The sequence below is a fragment of the Flavobacterium frigidum genome, from assembly GCF_048286795.2.
This window is the reverse complement of the sequence record NZ_JBLVPT020000004.1, coordinates 60,808-81,232: the sequence shown is the minus strand read 5'-3', so window position 1 is coordinate 81,232 and position 20,425 is coordinate 60,808. Positions and strand designations below refer to the sequence as shown.

Below are 20,425 nucleotides of genomic sequence, written 5' to 3'. Positions count from 1 at the left end.
ATTTCCACGACAATCCACACGACAATTTTGATTTGATTTAACATCTACAAACTACATCAAAAAACTGTAAAACAATAAGTTAACAGATATTAGTATTTTAATCTTATTTTTTTTCGATTTAAGCTACCTTACTTATAAAATTGTTAGAGTCATTTTTGGCAATTAATTTTCAATTTTGTATTCAATAACCCTTTATCAAAAACTTTCGCTGTCTTTCTTTATCACCGCTTCGTAAACAATTTTCAATTTGATCATTGATATAATTTTTAATTGGAATTAATTTTATTCCTAAAGCAGATTTTTTTGTTATCTCAAATAAATTCCTCCATTCTGCAGCTTGTATATCTCCAATAATTACATCTCCTGAATATGTTCCTCCATTTCCTCTCCACATTAGTCTCCCAAAAATCTCTCTATCTTGATTTAATGAAATAAATAGCAAAAAGATTTCTTCAAATAATTCTTTTCTTGAATGTCTTATCAAGTCAACAATGATTTGCATTTTTTTATAATCGTGATTATTATCAATGACGTATTGTCTAATAAAATTATCTGCTCTTTTTTTGTGTTCTTCTTCTTTTGGGTTTCTGAAGAAAACATTACAATAATGTTCCAAAATACCAAAGTATGAGTCTTTCTCAATTATTAAATCGAATACTTGGATTAACGTCTCATCTATGTTTTCTATATTCCAAACATAGCTCATATCACTATGGTCACCTCCAAGACTATGTCTGTTAGTTGCTGAATATAAACTCTCAACAAATTCTATTAAGAAATTTCTATGAATTTTTAGTATTTCTAAAAAACCTTTTCCTTCGTAGTCAAAATGATTTTGAATCAAGTTTTGTTGTATATAAGCTTTTTTTATCAACACAATGTCGTCTCCGAGATTGTCAAAATGCTTACTGAAGAAGTCCATCCAAACTTGTAATCGTGTACCTTCTCTTTCGTTTTTTTCTGTAATGGTTCTTAAAATTATTTGAAATAAGTTTGGTTCTACGTTTAAAAATCGTGCGAGCCTGTCAAAATAAATAGTGTTCGGACTATTCATTTCGGAAATCGTCTTTACCAACGATACAGACAGTTCGGCATTGATTAAAGAATCATCTATGTACTGGTAGTAGGATAACTCCCAAAGTTCCTTTAATTCAAACTCAAATTGCTGAATAATTTCCCAAATTTGATTTGTTGTATTTTCAATTTTTAAATGATTTATAAAAATGCCTGTTGGCACATATTTAATTTCATTACCATTTTCAACAACTTTCTTTAATAAAGCAAGTCCAATATCGAAATCTCTTGAACAATTCTCATCAATAACAAAATCAAGAGTATTGTTATAATTCCAATTATTGTCTGTAGAATTTTTTAATAGAACAAATGTGTCGTAAAACATAATGATTTCATCAACATTGGTTAATATGAATGAGGTTCTTATTTCTGCCTCTTTTAATCTTTCATACTCTCGAAAATCATCAAATTCATACATTTCCTTATCTCTAAATCTATCCCAATCTATTTTTAGGAATGTCAAGTAAGTTTCATTAACAAATTTGTTGGTGAAGTTTGAGAACTCAGGTAAATTGAATTCGTGTCTTTTGAACCACCTAATTTGGTCTTGAACATATTTACAATGTTCGAAAATTTTATTGTTTAAGTGATTATCTATTATATTGAGAACAAATGGAATGTCAAATTCCATTATGTCATTATTTACATCGGGATGAACTCGTGAATAATTCTTTAATAACCTGAAAGCCATTTCACGACGAGATGCAAAACTATTATCTAATGAATCCCATATTTTTGTTCTAAATTCTTGTATAGTATTATTGTTAGGAATTGGATATTGATAGTGAATAAAACTATTATTTCTAGCTCCTTTAAATTGTTGAAATTGATAGGATAAGAAAGTTTTTGAAAGCTCATAAAATGATGTTGAAAGTAATTCATCATCTTTGTTTAGACCATATATTAATATATCGAAAAGAGTTTTTTGTCTATAAAAATCGAAATGTTCATCATCTCTATCGAAAATTAATAATTCTCTAATTTTATGAATAAGTTCCGGCAATTTAAATGGTTTCCTGGTGACATATTCAAACAACAATTCAATTGAATCTTTTAAGGTGCTACTATTAAGACGAAAAAAATTACCTAGTAATTCTATTACATTATCCTTGTCATAATTGAATTGATTATTTTCATAAGAAGTATCATATTTAGTTTTTTCAATTTTCGGAAATGTTTCCATGTACTTATATATGAATTCTAAAGTTTGGTCTTGTAAATAAAACCAAAATGAATTGAGAAAATTAAAAGACTTTTCACTGTTGATTCGAACTAAGCTCCAATATTCAACTAACTCAGGTTTAATTTTGTCCATCACATTTTGTGGGCCAAATGTATTATTCGCAGGAATTATACTGTCTGTAAATCTACTTTGATAATTTTCAAAATAGTTGTTTAGCAAAACTTGAAAAGAAAGTAAGTTGTCTTTTATAAATGCTTTGTAAAAGAAAAACGTAGCAAGATTTTGTTCAGGGACTTTTACGTGTTCAAATTGTATTTCTGCCAACTCCAACTTGTCAAGTTTGTCAATAGTATCTATAAAATCACTGTAAGAAATATCAAATTTTTCTAAAATTGATTCTGTTACTTCTTTATTCTTATACGGAATAGTATAAAAGAAAGTAATAATTCCAAGACATCTAATATTTAAGGGATTTTCAAACTCACCATCATCTTTGATGAAAGTTGAAAAATACTTTTCAAATAAATCGGAAACATCATGTAAAGCATATAAGTTTTGTTCCTTTTTTGCCAAAAGGGAAGTCATTATTGCTAATCGTGGATTACCATCTGAGATTCTAACTATTTCTTTATGATAATCAGGGTTTAAAATTTCAAACGGTTCAGATTTTATTATATCAATAATTTGTTCATCGTTTAGCTTTTGCAAGTCTATTCTTTGAGTTGAGAACTCTTGGCATTTCCTTCCGATTTCTTGAAACGCATAATCTCTTACAGTAATTATTATTTTAAGTTTACCGTTTCTATTAGCCTTAAAAAAGCCTGTTATTTGTTCAAAAGCATCAATCCTATTTGCATCATCAACAAAAAGTAAATAGTCTTTTTCTACATCAAAATATTGATACAAGTCCTCAAGCAAAGTGTGGCTCTTATATGAAACACAATATGCTTGATAAGATTCATTGTTTGCTAAATAATTGTTGATTGTTTCAATCGCTAACTTTGTTTTTCCAACTCCAGGAGCTCCTGTAAGTATTATAAAGTCGTGACTATCTATAGCATTACTTAATTGTTCTAATTCTGTCTCCCTATGTAAGAATCTGTTGTTTAAAGGAGTAGCAATACCCTTTGACGCTCTATCATACTCTTTGATAAAGTTGTCTATGGAAACTATTTGACCTGTATCTAAAGGCAACCCTAAATAATGATGAGCTAAATCTCTATGGTTTAAATGGAGTTCTAACGCGAATTCTTGCAACATTAAATAGCGAATTCTAATATCAGCTTTAAAAGTTTGGGCTAATGCATTTAATTCAATTATTTTCTCTTGATCTATGTTCCAATTGAAACAAAGTACGATTTCTTGAATTTTGTCAATAGGTATTTTTGTCTTATCGGGGTCAAAACAAGCTTTTATATCATTAGCTAACTTATTTATTGTACTCGTATCAGTTGTAATTTCTGAATATAAAAAGTTGCCGTTTGGCAATTGAAAAAATGTGTCAGGAGTTCCTTTTGTTGTCTTTTGTTTTCCTGTTTGGCTTCCTGTTCTAGATATAGCCAAGTAATTATTATCTCTTATAATTAAATAACTATCGCAAAGCTCTTGGAACACAGTTCCATTTATTTCTTTCAGTCTATTTTCTATTGTTTGGAGTCTGCTCATTTTATCAATTTTGTACTAGCTTCGGCAAATAACTGTTCACTTAGTTTAAAAAGTCAATTACTAGAGTTTTTTTTTAAAAAATAGTAAATTTATTGAGTCCGTATTCTCTTGTAAATAACAATTTTCATCAAGACTAATTTATAAAAAAATTATTACAAATTGCTTGTTTATAAAAATAAAATTATTGATATTAAAATTTTATTTCAATCGCATTTAGCATTAATTTTTACACGACAATCCACACGACATCGTACAAACAAATACAAATATATTACACTATAAATATGGTAATATTTATATTATTAGTATAATATATATATGTTTATATGCGTTTTTGTTATATTAATAATATAAGCGTTTGTTTCAGTCAAGGTAACAAAACCCCAATAAATATTGGGATTTTTTTGTATTATAAAGTGATCTAAAAACTAATGTAACTAACAAATTTAAAAGGATGTTGGGTATAACTAACTGATAGATTAAACAGCCTCTCAAGCTATTACTTCAAATAGTAGCTGCAGTTTCTTTACGCTTTATCTTTCCATTTGCAGTTTCAATAAACTGTGATACAAAAAAAACTTCTTTTGGTTTTTCATATTTATCTAAACTATCAAAGATAGTTGTATCCAGTGTCTGCTTTTCACCTTCAATAACCAAAATTAATTTTTCTCCAAGATCAGCATCTTCGGTACTTGTTACAAAAAATCTCGACTCAATTTTATCTGACAATTTTTCTTCGATTTTTTCTGGAATTAATTTAATCCCGCCACTATTAATGATGTTATCCATTCGTCCTAAAAAAACAAATTGATTTTCTCCCACTAATTCTACAATATCGTTAGTACAAATTTGCTCATTTGATATCAAGGGTGCATCTATAACCAAGCAATTGCGATCGTCTGTAGTGATTTGGATATTGGGTAAAACTGAAAAAGCACGCTCTCCTACTTCCTTTGCAGCAATGTGGGTTATGGTTTCGGTCATTCCGTAGGTTTCAAAAACTTTTGAGTTTAGTTTCGAAAGTCCGCTTTCTAGTATTTTGCTCATTTTCGCCCCACCCACTATCATTTTTTTAACATTTTTTAATGCAGACAAGGAGTTTTGGGCTTGTAAAGGAACCATCGCTACAAAATCATATTTGGTATCGTTATGTAGCAGTGGATGTGAACTTGGTGCCACAAAATCAACTTCAAGTCCCAATATAAAACCGCGCACAAACATCATTTTTCCTGCAATGTATTTAGTAGGCAAGCAATGCAAAGCTTTATCACCAGGTTCTAATTCAAAAAAATCTCCCGTAGCTAGCGCTGAATTTACCATCGCTTGTTTGTCTACTCGAATCAATTTTGGTGTTCCTGTAGTTCCAGAAGTATTCATTTCGATGTATGATTTGTTATCAAACCAATCTAAAATAAAATCTCCTACAGATTTTTCAAATTCCTCACCTTCTTTGATAAAACTATATGCTACCCTGCACAAATCGTTACGATTTAAGTGAAATCCGTTGAGCTTAAAAAGATTGTGAACATTTTGATAGGTTATTGTAGCAATCATAATGATTTAATTTTAAAGTTTTAAACAGTACCATTAATTAAACTGAACCTGTTAATTTTTCTTTCCAATTGGTCCAATTGTATTTTTTACTAAAGATATATAAAAGTATTGGGTAAATAATAACCACCGGAAAAATAACGTCTAATCCAGCAGATGGTTCTGAAATATCTTTAAAAATTGAATTGGTTTGAAATGCAGACCAATCTGAGCTTATGAGCAAGGCACCCACTAAATTGTTGGCTGCATGGAATCCTAATGCAAGCTCCATCCCTTCATCCATTAAGGTAACAATCCCCAATAACAATCCTGTTCCTATATAATATACTAATATAATGTACCCAATTTTTGACACTTCAGGATTAAAAATATGCATCCCACCAAAGATAATCGAAGTCATTAAGAGCGGAAAACATTTATTCCTTGCAAGATTAGCGAATCCTTGCATTAAATATCCTCGAAAGATATATTCCTCAGAGCTTGTTTGAATCGGAATTAAAACGACACCAATAATCAATAAAATTGCAAATGGTATTGGTTTAAAATTAAGAACAAAATCAGTCGGACTATAATAATAAGAAAGTAAGGTCACTACTACTGTAAAAAGAGACCATATCACAAAAGCGAACCCTACTCTACTCCAATCCATATTTTTTCTTGACGTGGTAACAGAAAGCATAGTCTGACTATGCAAATTACGAACGACCATTATAATCCCTAGCATTATAAATACAAATGAAAGCAACATCAAAAACAACATTACATTCGAATCAAAAAAGTGCATCAAAGCTGTATTATTTGTTGGATATGCTTTACCATTAAAAAGAGTTTCATAAATTATACCAATCATAAGTGGTAGTTGACCTATAAACGAAGCTAAAATTAGTATCAATGAACCTACGATATACTTCCAAAACTTGTTCTCTGGTTTAATTCCTTGTTCTACAAACATTTTATTTTTGTTTAATATTATCGTTAATTAGTTTAACAAACCTTACTTTTGTTACAAATTTAATTCTTTTTAAATTCTGAAATGTACTAAAATATGATACAAATATACCATAATTCACGCTGTGGCAAATCCAGAGATTGCCTGGCTTTTATTGAAAATTCAAAAAAAGAATTCAAAATCATTAATTATTTAATTAATCCTCCAACATTTGACGAGTTGTCTGTTGTTATTGAGAAATTACAGCTAGATCCTCTTGATCTGGTTCGTCAAAAGGAAAAAGTTTGGATTGAAAACTTTAAAGATCAAAAATTGAATGCACAAGAAATCATTCAAGCCATGGTCTCCAATCCAATATTAATTGAAAGACCCATAGTCATTAAAGAAAGTTCCGCCATTGTTGGACGAGATCTAAAAAAAGTCGCCGATTTTATCCTCTAAATCACAAGTTAATTTAATTAACATTTTTTTGTGAATTATAGTATTAAACCAAAACATACTTTTATAATCTAAACGCCATAACTAAAGTTTTTAACTAATGAAAAAAATCAAATCCGTTTTAATTATTGTATTATTATTCACCACTTTGTTTAGTTTTTCTCAACAAGTTGTCGTTGCTCCAAAAATTAAAATAACAGGAAAAGTTGTTGAAAAAATCAGTAAACAACCTCTTGAATATGCTACAATAACCTTTTTACTTCCAAATAATCCAAAACCTGTAGCAGGTGGAATTACAAATCCTAAAGGGGAATTTGAAATAGAAGTTAAACCGGGTACATATGACATAAAAATTGAGTTTATATCTTTTAAAATAGCTGAAATTAAACAAAAAAATCTTCAAAAAAACACCAGTTTAGGCTTGATTAGTTTAGATGAAGATGCAAATCAGTTAAACGAAGTTGTTATTCGTTCCGAAAAAACAACTGTCGAAATCAAATTAGACAAAAAAGTATACAACGTAGGTAGTGACCTTATGGTAAAAGGAGGAACTGTAAGCGATGTCCTTGATAATATACCATCTGTTTCTGTAGACGTAGAGGGAAATGTGAGCCTTCGTGGAAATGAAAATGTACGTGTATTAATCGACGGAAGACCATCAAATGCCATTAATATTGCCGAAGCGCTCCGTTTGATTCCTGCTGATGCAATCGAAAAAGTAGAGGTAATTACCAATCCTTCTGCTCGTTATGATGCCGAGGGCGGAGGAGGTTTACTAAACATCATCTTAAAAAAAGGAAAAAACCAAGGTTTAAATGGAACTATTATAGCTTCTGCTGGATATCCTGAAACGTATGGTTTGAGCGGTACTTTGAACTACAAATCAAAAAATTTCAACTTATTTACTACTCAAGGTTATAATGACCGCAGTAATCCTGGAAATGCATTTACAAATTCAAGGTATTTAAATGCTGATAATTCGACTCGCGATTATGTAAATGAAACTAGAGAAAACGAAAGAGACAATAAAGGGTATAATGGAACATTTGGAATTGAGTTGTACTTGAATGAAAAGACTTCATGGACCAATTCAATAAACTACAGAAAAAGTAATGGTATTAACGTGGATAACGTTTTCCAGAATAACTATGATGCCGATTTTAACTACGACTATACCCGTAACCGTATCAATTTAGAAAACAGCGACAGTGAAAACGTAGAATTTACAACGAATTTTACTAAGAAATTCAAAAAAGACGGTCATAAATTGACTTTCGACGGCTCGTTTTCGACTAGTGATGAACTTAATGATGCTTTAATTACAGATACCCGCACCAATACAAGTATAGTTAAATTTGACAATACCATTAATAATCAAAAGCAAAGTAGAAACTTACTACAAACAGATTATGTGCTACCCTTTGGGAAAAGCAGTCAATTTGAAGCAGGATATCGTGGTGATTTCTCCGAATTGCTTACCGATTATAGTGTAGTTAATGATGGTAAAATCAATACAAATTTCACTAACACGCTTCAATATAAAGAAAAAGTAAATGCAGTTTATACACAATATGGAGTGAAATTTAATAAGTTCTCTGCTCTTTTTGGATTGCGATTTGAAGATTCTAATATTGAAATCAATCAATTAGCAACCAATGATTTCAATACTAAAAAATACAATAATTTTTTTCCAAGCGCCTTCTTCACTTACGAAATATCAGATAAGAGTAGTACATCTATAAGTTATAGCCGAAGAGTACAAAGACCTAGAGGACGATTACTAAATCCTTTTAACAACTTGTCAAGCAACATAAACATATTTGTTGGAAACCCTGATATTGATCCTGCTTTTACAGATGCATTAGATTTTGGATACATAAAAAGATGGGATAAATTAACTTTTAATACTTCCTTATATGTAAACAAAACTACCGATTCCTTTCAGTTTGCTCGTAGAGAATCTGGTGAATTTGTTGTCACTATAATTGACGGAGAAGATACATTTGTAAATGGCGAAGTAACACAAGTTAATGGTGGTGCAGACAAACGTACGCCTGTTATCATAAGCTCACCAATAAACTTAGCCACAGAATATCGATTAGGATTTGAATTCACTTTGAACTATTCTCCTTTCAAATGGTGGAAATTAAACAGTAACTTCAATTTCTTTAGAAATGAAACTCAAGGAGATTTTACTTATATCGATTTTAAAAGTAATGAAATTGTACAAAATTTTGATAATGTAGCAACGTCTTGGTCTACAAGACTGACTTCAAAAATCACCTTGCCATACAAAATTGACTGGCAAACAAATGCTACCTATAATGGACCACAAAATAATGCACAAGGGAGAAGTTTAGGTGTTTTTGGTGCTAACTTAGCATTTAGTAAAGACATTCTAAAAGACAAAGGAACACTTTCATTCAACATCAGCGATGTATTCAATTCTAGAAAAAGAATGATGGAGACATTTCTTCCAGGTGTTGTAAGTTCTTACAGTGAAATGCAGTGGAGAGAAAGACAGTTTACCCTATCATTCACCTACCGTTTTAACAAAGCAAAAAACGAAAGAGAACAATCTAAACGAAATCAACAAGATAGTGAAGGAGATTATCAAGGATAAAAAATTAGGACTCGTGAGAACGGGTCCTATTTTTTTTTAAGACATAAAAAAAAGGACTCTTAATTAGGAGTCCTTTTTTTATTTAACAAAAAGATTAAACTGATTGTTCTTGCTTCTTTTTTGCTCTTTTCTCTTTGTATGCCTCCCAACTTGCTCCACCTACCCAATAGGATACGAAACCAACTAGAAAAAACATCAACCAAAACCCAATTGTAAGAATGGTTAAGAAAAGTAAAAAGCCTAAATACTGTGAAAATTCAAACATGTTTTCCGGAATTTTGAATGTAGCCACAAATGTAAGTTTAATTCCTTTTCGTACCAATAAAAAACCATAAAAACTACCAATCAATTTTTATAAAAAAGGAATTATCCTTATTTTTGAACTCAGAATTTGGAGCTATTTCCCGCTGTACACTCCAATCTTTTATTTTTGAAAATAAAAATAAAAGGATTTCCATTCCCATCAGGGCTAAAAAACGTAATAAACAAAATAATTTTTTCTAAATAACAACAAAATGAAATTCAGAATAGAAAAAGACACCATGGGTGAAGTGCAAGTTCCAGCAGATAAATATTGGGGCGCACAAACAGAACGTTCTAGAAATAACTTCAAAATAGGTCCATCGGCTTCCATGCCAAAGGAAATTATTGAAGGTTTTGCTTATCTTAAAAAAGCAGCGGCCTACGCCAATTGTGATTTAGGAGTATTACCCCAAGAAAAAAGAGATGCAATAGGTGCCGTGTGTGACGAAATCCTAGCTGGAAAATTAGATAACGAATTTCCATTGGTAATTTGGCAAACGGGTTCTGGTACGCAAAGTAACATGAACGTCAATGAAGTAATTGCAAATCGTGCGCAGGTGCTGAAAGGATTTAATATTGGCGAAGGCGAACAATTTATTAAAGCCAATGATGATGTAAATAAATCACAATCTTCAAATGACACCTTCCCAACAGGAATGCATATTGCTGCCTATAAAGCAGTTGTAGAAGTTACCATTCCAGGTGTTGAAAAATTAAGAGATACACTACATTCTAAGGCTATTGAGTTTAATACTGTCGTAAAAATAGGACGTACACATCTAATGGATGCTACACCACTTACTCTAGGTCAAGAAATCTCAGGTTATGTAGCGCAATTAAACTACGGTTTGAAAGCGGTTAAAAATACATTAGCTCACTTATCAGAAGTTGCTCTAGGCGGTACTGCGGTAGGAACAGGATTAAATACTCCAGAAGGATATGACGTAAAAGTAGCGGAATATATTGCTGAATTTACAGGACATCCTTTTGTTACTGCCGAAAATAAATTTGAAGCGTTGGCTGCACACGATGCTATAGTAGAAACACATGGAGCCTTAAAGCAACTAGCTGTTTCATTGAATAAAATTGCAAACGATGTACGTATGTTGGCTTCTGGACCACGCTCCGGAATTGGAGAAATAATTATCCCAGAAAATGAGCCTGGATCTTCTATTATGCCAGGAAAAGTAAACCCAACACAATGTGAAGCATTAACGATGGTTTGCGCGCAAGTTATGGGAAATGATGTTGCTATTACTGTTGGAGGAATGCAAGGTCATTATGAATTGAATGTTTTTAAACCCTTAATGGCTGCAAATTTCTTGCAATCAGCTAGATTGTTGGGTGATGCTTGTATGTCTTTTGACGAACATTGTGCGCAAGGAATTGAACCAAATTACAAACGCATCAAAGAATTGGTTGACAATTCATTGATGTTAGTAACAGCTTTGAATACAAAAATAGGCTATTATAAATCAGCCGAAATTGCACAAACTGCACATAAAAACGGAACTACTTTAAAAGAAGAAGCCGTTCGTTTGGGTTATGTAACTTCGGAAGATTTTGATGCTTGGGTTAAACCCGAAGATATGGTTGGAAGTCTCAAATAAAAACTCCTCTAATTTAAGCAAAAGCCCTGTAATTCTTATAAATTACAGGGCTTTTATTATATTTATTAGTTTAGGGAAATTACATTCTTGCTTTCAGCGCATTGTATTCTGCAGTTAAATCCATTGACCGATATAATTTAAGTAATATATCGGAAACAATTGTATTCTTGGGTTCGATTGCATTTGCTTTTTCTAAGTATGAAATGGCCTCTTTAACGACATCATCCATTTTTAACTTTAGTTTATCATAGGCAAGCATTTCACTTGCAGAAGTGCCCAGAAGACTCATTTGTTCGTTTAATGCCCTCTTTTGATCCAGCAAGGTGTATGCTAATTCAATGTACGGTTCCGCACTTTTAGGATTATAAGCAATCATCTCTTTGTAAATATTTTCAGCTGATTTTAAGTCCTTTTTTTCGCTGTAAATGAAACCCATATTCAGGTAAATTTCATTCTTTTTAGATTTAGCCGAAACATTTTTTGGTCTTTCATGTAAACCCGCTTTTATATTAATGTCTCTATCACTAACGGATAAAAACAACTCTTCTACATTTGTTTTCTTATTTACAGCATAGTACTCCATTCCTTTGCCTGTGTAGTTTATTTTGCGTAATAATTTGTAGTTCACAAGAGCGGCATCATAATCTTTAACCTTCATATAATAAGATGTAGACAAGTATAAATTAATAGTGTCTTTTTTATCTAATTCATACAAACTATACATTTTTTTTGCTGCGTCAGCGTACTTTTCAGCTTTAATATCCTTATTGGCACTATTTTCCATTTCAGTTTTAATCAACTTAATAGATTCTTTTGCTTTCAAAGTATATTTATATTGTTGGCCAAGATCTTCCTCAAACATCAATTGGTTATAAGCAGCAACAGCAGCAGTTAAGTTTGCCCCAGGGTCAATATTTTTGTCTGCAATACTTTTATAGATTTCTGCTTTTAATTTATAAAATTCAGACTTGTCATCATAGGTTGCATTGATGATTAAATATTCACTTTTCACTAGTGTAGATAAAGCTCCATTAAAGTTACCGCTTTTAAATTCGGCTTGAGCCTGTTTAATCTCATTTTTTTGAGCTAATCCAACAAAAGAAATAAGTAAAAATAATAGCAAAGTAAAGTTCGTTCTCATTGGTCTTTTTGGGTTAATAGTTCCTTATATTAAAGACAATTCTTGATTTAACATATAATTAAGCATTGTCGAAGGCAAATTAGATTATTATTTTGGTTTTTAAAACTAATTAATCTTAAAATTTCAAAAAAAATCGATTTTTTATGTTAATATAGGAAAAGAAAGGCTAAAAAAGAAAAAAATCTTATTTTAGTATGTATTTTAGTAGTATACTAAAATTTAGAGACAACAAAAAAATTGATTTATAAACAATGCTTGCTTTCAAAAAAAAACAGTTGCAAAATTAATTTTACAACTGTTTTTTTAAACGTATTAGAATAAAAATTACTTCCCATCTACAAAATCTTGCAGATAACTAAATCTTGGAGTCAATTTTCCTTGTTCAGTTATTTTAGCTCTTTTTAGTACTTCATCTTTGTCACCATTGAAGAAAGAAGGAAAAACATGTTCTAAAAACATTTCTCCAAATCCCTCGCTGGCATCTTTTGGTAATTCACATGGCAAATTATCAACTGCCATAACTACGATTGCTGCAGGATGAAAAACATCAACTTCCTTATGCTCTGATGGCAAGTAACCATACAAAGGTTCTGCAATTGTAGATGATCGAAGCGTACAAGCAATAGGACCATTAACATCACAGGAAACATCAGCAACAACTTTGATTTTACAATCTTTGGATTGGAGCATCTCACGACTTAAAATTACGGGAGCATCATTGGCATGAAAATGCCCAGAAATATAAACATCAGAGATCGTTGTAAATCGCTCAAAATCTGAAATATAGTCCTCTGGATTATCGTAAAAGTCATTAAAATCCAATACTTGTCCGTCTTTGCGTTTGTTATAATCCAATACATCAATCTGGGTGTAAACTGGTTGTGTATAGTTTTTTGTTAGATAATTTTCAACTGAAACTTCCTTAATTTTTATAGCATCCAAAATTTCTTTGGCACCATTTCCTACTTTTCCAGTTCCCGTAATTACAAATTTTAAGGGTGGTAAAACCAAGCGTTTTAAATGTGCAATTAAAGCTTCTTTACCAGATAATGTTTCTGCTTTTGGCAATTTGAATAACTCGAATTTTATCCCAAAAGCTCTAATGCTATTGTATGCACCTACGATTCCCGCATAACGACCAAAACCTATTAATCTGCGATTGTGCTCGTCTACAATAGTTTCGTAATCATACAAATCAATATTTTTCTCTAAAATTGCCTGTAATAATTTTCTATTGTAGGGCTGTTTTTTTATGGTATGTGAAAAAAAGAAATAGGCCTTATTCGGAATTAAATTTTCTAAAGGAACTTCCTTGACTCCAAATAAAACATCACAATCACTGATGTCAGTAGCAACTTCAATTCCTACATTTGTATATTCCGCATCAGTAAAAATCCGAATATCAGAACTTTCTACTTTTATGGAACAATTTTGGTACTGATTTTTCAATCTCGTCAGCTCATCTGGTGAAAAAATAACTCTTCGGTCTGGTGGATTTTTTCTTTCTTTTATGATTCCAAATTTCATATATTCTCTTATCTTATTATTTTAATATAACTTTATAACACATTATTGTTACAAATATAACAATTTAATCTAAAAATGATTTATTTTTTAGTACAATTCGGGAAGTTAGATATTTTTAAACACTGACGTACAAAACGATACAAAAACACAAGGAATGCTTAGTTATAAAGTACTGTTAAGGTTTCAAAAAAACAGGGTATCAAAAGACATTGATTCTATATATTTGCTTTTCTATCACTTTGACAATGAATTTTACAAAAAACACAAAGATACTACATATATCGCTTCTTTTTTTGGTTTTGAGCTCTTGCAATAAAGAGAAAAAGAAAATCGAATTAAACGATGCGCAACTCCCTAAAAGTACATTGCCTGTAATGAAGCCCTTAAAAGAATCTGAGCCAAAGTTAACCGCTCAATATATTCAAACAAAAAAGGCTTCTATCGACTCTTTTTACAAAAAAAAATGGCCTAATAATAGTGCGAACGGAAGTTTTCTTGTTGCTAAAAATGGCCAAATTATTTACGAACAGTACGAAGGGTATTCTAATTTTAGAGCTAAAACACTAATTACCAAATCTACTCCACTGCACATTGCCTCAGTGAGTAAAGTGATCACAGCCACTGCAATTCTAAAATTAGTAAATGCAAAAAGGATTGAATTAGATCAAAAAGTGAATACAATTTTAAAGGAATTCCCCTATCCCGATGTAACCATTCGAACCTTGTTGAATCACAGAAGTGGTATGCGTAATTATGCCTATTTTACAGATCGTGACAAAACAGTTTGGGATAGGCATAACATATTAACAAACCAAGATATTTTGAGCATTATGGCAACAAAAAATATTGGTTTAGAATTTAAGACAGACTCGCGATTTAGTTATTGCAATACTAATTATGCGATGTTGGCGTTAATAATCGAAAAAATCACAAAACTTTCCTATAAAGATGCGATGCACCAAATTATTTTTCAACCGCTGGGCATGAAAAACACTTATGTTTTTGACTACGATAGGGATAAAGATTCTGCCGTTACCTCTTATAAAGGAAACAAAGTAGAAATTGGCAAAGACTACTTGGATGCAATTTATGGCGATAAAAATATTTATTCTACGCCACGAGATTTATTGAAATTTGATAGAGCCAGAAATAGTTCAAAATTTTTGACACCTGATCTTCAAAAACAAGTATATCAAGGGTATAGCAACGAAAGAAAGGGTACCAAAAATTATGGATTAGGTATTCGAATGATTAATTGGCAAACAGGACAAAACTTCTATTTTCACAACGGTTGGTGGCATGGAAATACATCATCCTACATTACGCTAAGAAAAGAAGGCGTCACTATAATTGCACTTTCGAATAAATTTACCCGAAAAACATACGACGTAAGGAAACTAGCAGTGTTGTTTGGAGACTATCCCTTCAAATTGAAAGACGAATAAAAATAAAAGAATAAAGTAATACTAATTGAGTATGGTTCTAGCACTACTTTTTCAAGTTAAAAAGTGTACATTTGCAGACTTAAATTCAGTTTTTGATTTTAAATAAAAAGGGGTCGACTGGTTTTGACAGCAAGTCGAATTGATCAGTAAGCACGTCGAGCATTGAGACCTTGCTCGTAAATATAAGATCTTACCATTTTACACGGCGAAAATAACTACGCTTTAGCTGCATAATCCGAATTATAGTACGATTACGCCACGTTCCTATCAGATAGGAAAGCTGGATTCTCCTTGAAAGCCTTGGTTTGTGGCGTTCAGTCCAGGAGAACCGTAAAAATAAACCTAGATTTCCATGAGCTTCGGGTGGATTTCAAAATTAAGAAGATAAGTAGCGTGTGGCTGTTTCTGGCCTAGCACACTATCGAAAACTCAATCAGGAAATAAACGCGTAGAAAGCTTTTTAGTTGCTTGTTTGGACCCGGGTTCGATTCCCGGCGACTCCACTGGATGGGATGATTGAAAAATCATCCCTTTTTTTATTGTATAAAAGCAAACCTTTTTCCTTCATTAACAGGTGATTACGTGATAATAAATCAATCATTGTAGGTGTTCGATAGATACCATCCTGATAGTATAAGTTGCTGTCGAACACCAGCTTTACAAATTCTCTCTTTTGGGTAATAGTAGCTCGATTATATATTGATTTTAAATCAACAAGTAAATCCAAGTTTTTTTGTAAAATTGTAAATGCATGTTTATCTACATGGCTTAGACGAGTGATAGAATCTTTGCAAGATGTGACTTCGGTATTATAAGTGGTATACCATCTATCATATGTTTCTTTAGATATCTCATTTTTAATCCATTTCTCTTCAACAGAAAACATTTTTTCTTGAGCTGCATCTAGTAGAATTTTCTTTTGGTTTATTACAAGTTTATTAGATTTTAAATTCTCTTCCATTTTTGTAACAGATGACTTTTTAATATCAGATATTATATTTTGTGGCAAACTCATCAGCTCAAAAATTTCAGCAAGCTGATTATGTGCTTTGAGTGCGCTAATATTATTATGTTTAGACGTTTTACACTTGTAGTAGTTAAAATACTTTCCAGATTTTCCTCTTGATGGAGCACCTGTAAGTATGTTTCCACAATGACATTTTAAAATTCCCCGAAGTGGTAAGTTTTCATCCAATATTGTCCTGATTTTTTCAGGCTTCTTCATTTTATTTTGTACCAATTGCCAAGTTGTCTTATCGATTATAGCCTCATGTATTGCAGGAAAGATTCCACCAGGATACTCTTTATAACCCTGTACCTGCAACATACCTGCATAAACAGGATTTGTCAAAATCCTCTCAACTGCAGTATTCCCTCTCGCTTTAAACCCCAGTTTAAACGCTTGTTCTTTAATTATATAAAGTGGAATATCATGCAGATAAGAATCGTACATAAATTTAATTGTCTTGGCCTGAGACTCTTCAATTACTAGCATTCTAGCTTTTCCTTCACCAGATTTAACATAGCCGAAGGGAGCCTTGATTCCAATATATCGTCCTTCTTTTGCTCTAGCCGTATATAAACCACCTCTGATTTTAATACTTCTATTAATATTATCTTCTTCCGCTAGCAGAAGTTGTAGTCCCGCTCTGAAAAAGCTTCCTGGCGTATCATAATCGAATGTTATTCCTTCAGTGACACTTACAACTTGAATACTGTATTTCCGTTGTAGCATTTTAACCATACTCATTGCTTCACCGGCATCTCTACTAAACCTGTCCATCTGATCTACCAGAAGATAATCAACACTTTTAAAATGTTTGGAAATAAACGCTTGAAGCTTTATAAAATCGGGGCGATCAAATGTTTTTGCACTTCTTCCGCGGTCAATAAAAGTATCAGCTAATTCAACATTGTTAAATTGTAGCCACTGATCTGTATAAAGCTCCTGCCTTTCAATCGAACCATTACTTTGCCCCAATTGACTGAACCTTAAATATCTAATCGCTCTTTTCATTTAATTCGTTTAATGTGATTGTGATAATAATATCGATCATCAAATTTACAAATTTTTGTTCTTTCTCAATATTATTTATATCTTTTAACAAGTCTATATCTATATTAATCAAGTCTTTAACTTCATCCTCCATAAACAACCTCCCTTTCTTCGTTAAGCAACTAAATGATAATTGTAATGTTAACAATAAAAATTAGTTGATTAAATTTAAAGAGAACCATTTCATAAATTGTACTCTGTCATCTAAAGACCCAATTTGACTACAACTGTCTATTATTTAATACAATCTTGACTTTGTACAACTTCTGTTTACTAGTAAATCGTAATTCCTTATTCCCAAAATACTACCAATAAAAGGCTGACGATTTAAGTCGTATTCTTTAGTTATTTCACACTAATCTAAAACATTAAATCACTTAAGAAATTTTTCATTTTTGTAAAATTGAAATTATAAACAATTTAAAGAGCAGCAATTATAATTCAATACAATCCTCAAAGCACATTTATACTTCCGCTACGCTTCAGCACAAAAGAGCTTAGTCGGATAATCAATAAAAGAATCTTGAAAATTTAAGCGGTTACGTATCCATAATTTTCAAAATCCTTTTTCATGGCTTATCTAGCCATATCATTATTTTGGATAAATAGTTGATTGATAATATTACATACTATTTATTTGACGAGTCACCTTGTACTTTATAATCCCACACAATCCTCTTTGCAACCTTGCTTCCAGTCTATTACTATTCAAAAACCAGTATGCTAAATTGTCCCATTTCAAGAGCAAAGGTATTCTAGTGTTTTTAACGCAAAAAAAAGGTCAAGCCCTACGGGTTTATCAAAAAATCTCCACCCATTCGGGTAGTATTTATTTGATAAAACCTTGTTTTTGCTAAACACTAACCTTTTATGCTCTCGAAACGAAACATAGCATACTCCGGCTCTTTGGACGAATAAAAAAAATGTCAACAATGAAATTTAATACTATTTATATTGGAATTAGAGTGAAACAAAACAACACCTCCTCTCATTACCGAATAAATTAATTTAAAAAATAATCCTAAAATAAAAATCATGAACATCATCGGAAGATTGACAAGGGATGCGGAAGTACACACAACACCGTAGGACAAAAAAGTAGTGAATTTTTCAGTAGCTATCAATGATAGCCACCGAAATAAGCAAGGTGAACGCATAGAGCAAACTAGCTATTTTGATTGCTCTTACTGGATAAGTCCAAATGTAGCAAAAATACTCATTAAAGGTGCTTTAGTAGAGCTAACGGGAAGTGTAAGTACAAGAGCTTGGACTGCTAATAACGGAGAACTAAGATCTAGCTTAAATTTTCACACAGCTACTATTAAATTACATGGAAGTAAAAAGAAAATAGAACATGCACAGGTTATCGTAAAACAAGAAAATACAAAGATCATTATAGAGGAACCTTTAGATGATCTACCATTTTAACACTAAATACTTAATCATTTTTTCAACTTTTAAAATTTTAATATCATGGCACACAATTTAAATTTTAATGAAAGAACAGGACGTTATTCATTTTTTAGCATTCAAGAAAAAGCTTGGCACGGTTTAGGTCAAATAGTAGCAGACTATCCCACAAGCGCCGAAGCTATTAAACACGCAGGACTTGATTATGAAGTTATAAAAAGTCCTCTTTATACCAACGCATCAAACATAATTGATCCTACTGACAGTTTAGAAATAAGGGGCAACGAAGTAAACGTACCCAATTATTTTGCTACTATCCGTAAGGATAACAATGCTGTTTTGGGTGTAGTAGGTAAAGAGTATCACATTGTACAAAATCGTGAAGCATTTAGTTTCTTTGATGCTATTGTAGGTGGTACTGATGGGATTTTGTACGAGACTGCAGGCGCTTTAGGAAATGGAGAACGTATTTTTATTACGGCTAAATTACCGGACTATATTCGTGTGGGCAATGGTGATGATGTTACAGAAAAATATATTTTCCTCACTACTTCACACGATGGTAGCGGAAGCATTACGGCAGCATTTACACCCGTTAGGATTGTTTGCCAAAATACCCTAAACGCATCTCTTCGCAATATGAGTAATGTAGTACGCATACGCCATACTTCAGGAGCAAAACAACGTTTGGAGAATGCGCACAAAGTAATGGGATTGGCAAACGAATTTAGCAATCATTTAGAGGACATTTTTAATATTTGGGCAAAAGTAAAAGTGGCCGACAATGAAATTAAAAAAATGATCCAATTCGCACTATGCCCTAACAAAGAAACCTTACAACATCTAAAAACTGGAAATGATGACGAAATATCCACAGTATTTAAAAATACCGTTGAAGATGCTTTTGCCTATGCTATGACAAGTGACTCACAACAAATGAACACTACAAAAGGAACTTTGTTTGGAGCTTACAACGCTGTAACAGGCTACTACCAAAATGTACGTAGCTACAAGGATACCGCTGCCAAATTGCAATCCATTATTTTGGGGGGTACTGCTCAATTAAAATCTCAAAAAGCTTTTGAAATCTGTACTAATTTTCAAAAACTGGGTGTGAATTGTTTTAATTAGTAATCCTTTTAAAAACTATAGACGGCCCAATTTGATAGTGGCCGTCTATTTTTATTAGTTTTAAATTATTGTTTTAGGGAATATATATCTTACGATTTTAAATTTCAAAAAGACCTTCCCTTCCAAATGGTCGGGAAAGTCTTTTTGAAGAAAATAGTTGAACCATTTCAGAAAAAAGTAATCAGTACGCAACGCTTCCTTCTATTCTTTCTGAAAAGGTTCGAGTTGAATGATAGGATATTCGTTATCCTATTACTTATTTCTGCCTTCTTTTCTTTCCACAAAAGCGCCAAAAGAAAAGAAGCAAAAGAATGCCGCT

At 31.8% G+C, this 20,425-nt stretch carries 12 protein-coding genes, 1 other RNA gene and 1 pseudogene; 7 read left to right on the top strand and 7 right to left on the bottom strand.

Going from position 1 to position 20,425, the window contains the following annotated elements:
- Positions 1–181: 181 nt before the first annotated feature.
- The 3 genes from ACNQGB_RS06770 to ACNQGB_RS06760 all read right to left on the bottom strand — a co-directional run bounded on the left by ACNQGB_RS06770 (position 182) and on the right by ACNQGB_RS06760 (position 6,425).
- Positions 182–3,922, bottom strand: coding sequence for an nSTAND3 domain-containing NTPase (locus tag ACNQGB_RS06770; RefSeq protein ID WP_417944587.1), 3,741 nt, complete (start codon positions 3,920–3,922; stop codon positions 182–184).
- A gap of 504 nt (positions 3,923–4,426) precedes the next feature.
- Positions 4,427–5,476 carry an AMP-binding protein gene (locus tag ACNQGB_RS06765; protein WP_417944588.1) on the bottom strand — a complete coding sequence of 350 codons (1,050 nt, stop codon included), beginning with the start codon at positions 5,474–5,476 and terminating at the stop codon, positions 4,427–4,429.
- A gap of 37 nt (positions 5,477–5,513) precedes the next feature.
- On the bottom strand, positions 5,514–6,425 hold the full coding sequence (locus tag ACNQGB_RS06760; RefSeq protein WP_417944589.1) for a CPBP family intramembrane glutamic endopeptidase: 912 nt from the start codon (positions 6,423–6,425) through the stop codon (positions 5,514–5,516).
- 93 nt (positions 6,426–6,518) lie between these two features.
- Here ACNQGB_RS06760 and ACNQGB_RS06755 point away from each other — a divergent pair, with 93 nt between their 5' ends.
- Both ACNQGB_RS06755 and ACNQGB_RS06750 read left to right on the top strand, forming a co-directional pair.
- Positions 6,519–6,863, top strand: a complete 345-nt coding sequence (locus ACNQGB_RS06755) for an ArsC/Spx/MgsR family protein (protein ID WP_417944590.1) — start codon at positions 6,519–6,521, stop codon at positions 6,861–6,863.
- A gap of 97 nt (positions 6,864–6,960) precedes the next feature.
- Positions 6,961–9,483 carry a TonB-dependent receptor gene (locus tag ACNQGB_RS06750; RefSeq protein ID WP_472777088.1) on the top strand — a complete coding sequence of 841 codons (2,523 nt, stop codon included), beginning with the start codon at positions 6,961–6,963 and terminating at the stop codon, positions 9,481–9,483.
- A gap of 94 nt (positions 9,484–9,577) precedes the next feature.
- On the opposite strand, the gene ACNQGB_RS06745 is transcribed toward ACNQGB_RS06750, so the two are convergent.
- Positions 9,578–9,775, bottom strand: a complete 198-nt coding sequence (locus tag ACNQGB_RS06745) for a hypothetical protein (RefSeq protein ID WP_165150931.1) — start codon at positions 9,773–9,775, stop codon at positions 9,578–9,580.
- A gap of 223 nt (positions 9,776–9,998) precedes the next feature.
- Between ACNQGB_RS06745 and fumC the strand changes: the two genes are divergently transcribed.
- The gene (gene fumC, locus ACNQGB_RS06740) at positions 9,999–11,396 is read left to right on the top strand and encodes a class II fumarate hydratase (protein ID WP_417944470.1); all 1,398 of its coding nucleotides are present in this window, start codon (positions 9,999–10,001) and stop codon (positions 11,394–11,396) included.
- 79 nt (positions 11,397–11,475) lie between these two features.
- On the opposite strand, the gene ACNQGB_RS06735 is transcribed toward fumC, so the two are convergent.
- Both ACNQGB_RS06735 and ACNQGB_RS06730 read right to left on the bottom strand, forming a co-directional pair.
- Complete coding sequence (locus ACNQGB_RS06735) at positions 11,476–12,537, bottom strand: tetratricopeptide repeat protein (protein WP_417944471.1); 1,062 nt, start codon at positions 12,535–12,537, stop codon at positions 11,476–11,478.
- 324 nt (positions 12,538–12,861) lie between these two features.
- The gene (locus tag ACNQGB_RS06730; protein ID WP_417944472.1) at positions 12,862–14,064 is read right to left on the bottom strand and encodes an NAD(P)-dependent oxidoreductase; all 1,203 of its coding nucleotides are present in this window, start codon (positions 14,062–14,064) and stop codon (positions 12,862–12,864) included.
- 245 nt (positions 14,065–14,309) lie between these two features.
- Here ACNQGB_RS06730 and ACNQGB_RS06725 point away from each other — a divergent pair, with 245 nt between their 5' ends.
- A complete protein-coding gene (locus tag ACNQGB_RS06725; protein WP_417944473.1) occupies positions 14,310–15,509 on the top strand; it encodes a serine hydrolase domain-containing protein in 1,200 nt (399 codons plus the stop codon).
- Positions 15,510–15,618: 109 nt separating this feature from the next.
- Positions 15,619–16,015, top strand: a transfer-messenger RNA (tmRNA) gene (gene ssrA, locus ACNQGB_RS06720).
- Here ssrA and ACNQGB_RS06715 read toward each other — a convergent pair.
- Positions 15,970–17,526, bottom strand: a complete 1,557-nt coding sequence (locus tag ACNQGB_RS06715; protein WP_417944474.1) for a recombinase family protein — start codon at positions 17,524–17,526, stop codon at positions 15,970–15,972. The genes ssrA and ACNQGB_RS06715 overlap by 46 nt on opposite strands.
- A 1,074-nt stretch (positions 17,527–18,600) precedes the next feature.
- On the opposite strand from ACNQGB_RS06715, the pseudogene ACNQGB_RS06710 reads away from it, so the two are divergent.
- Both ACNQGB_RS06710 and ACNQGB_RS06705 read left to right on the top strand, forming a co-directional pair.
- Positions 18,601–18,993 (top strand): annotated as a pseudogene (locus ACNQGB_RS06710) (single-stranded DNA-binding protein).
- A 45-nt stretch (positions 18,994–19,038) separates the two neighbouring features.
- Positions 19,039–20,106, top strand: coding sequence for a DUF932 domain-containing protein (locus ACNQGB_RS06705; RefSeq protein WP_417944475.1), 1,068 nt, complete (start codon positions 19,039–19,041; stop codon positions 20,104–20,106).
- The last annotated feature ends 319 nt before the right edge of the window (positions 20,107–20,425 follow it).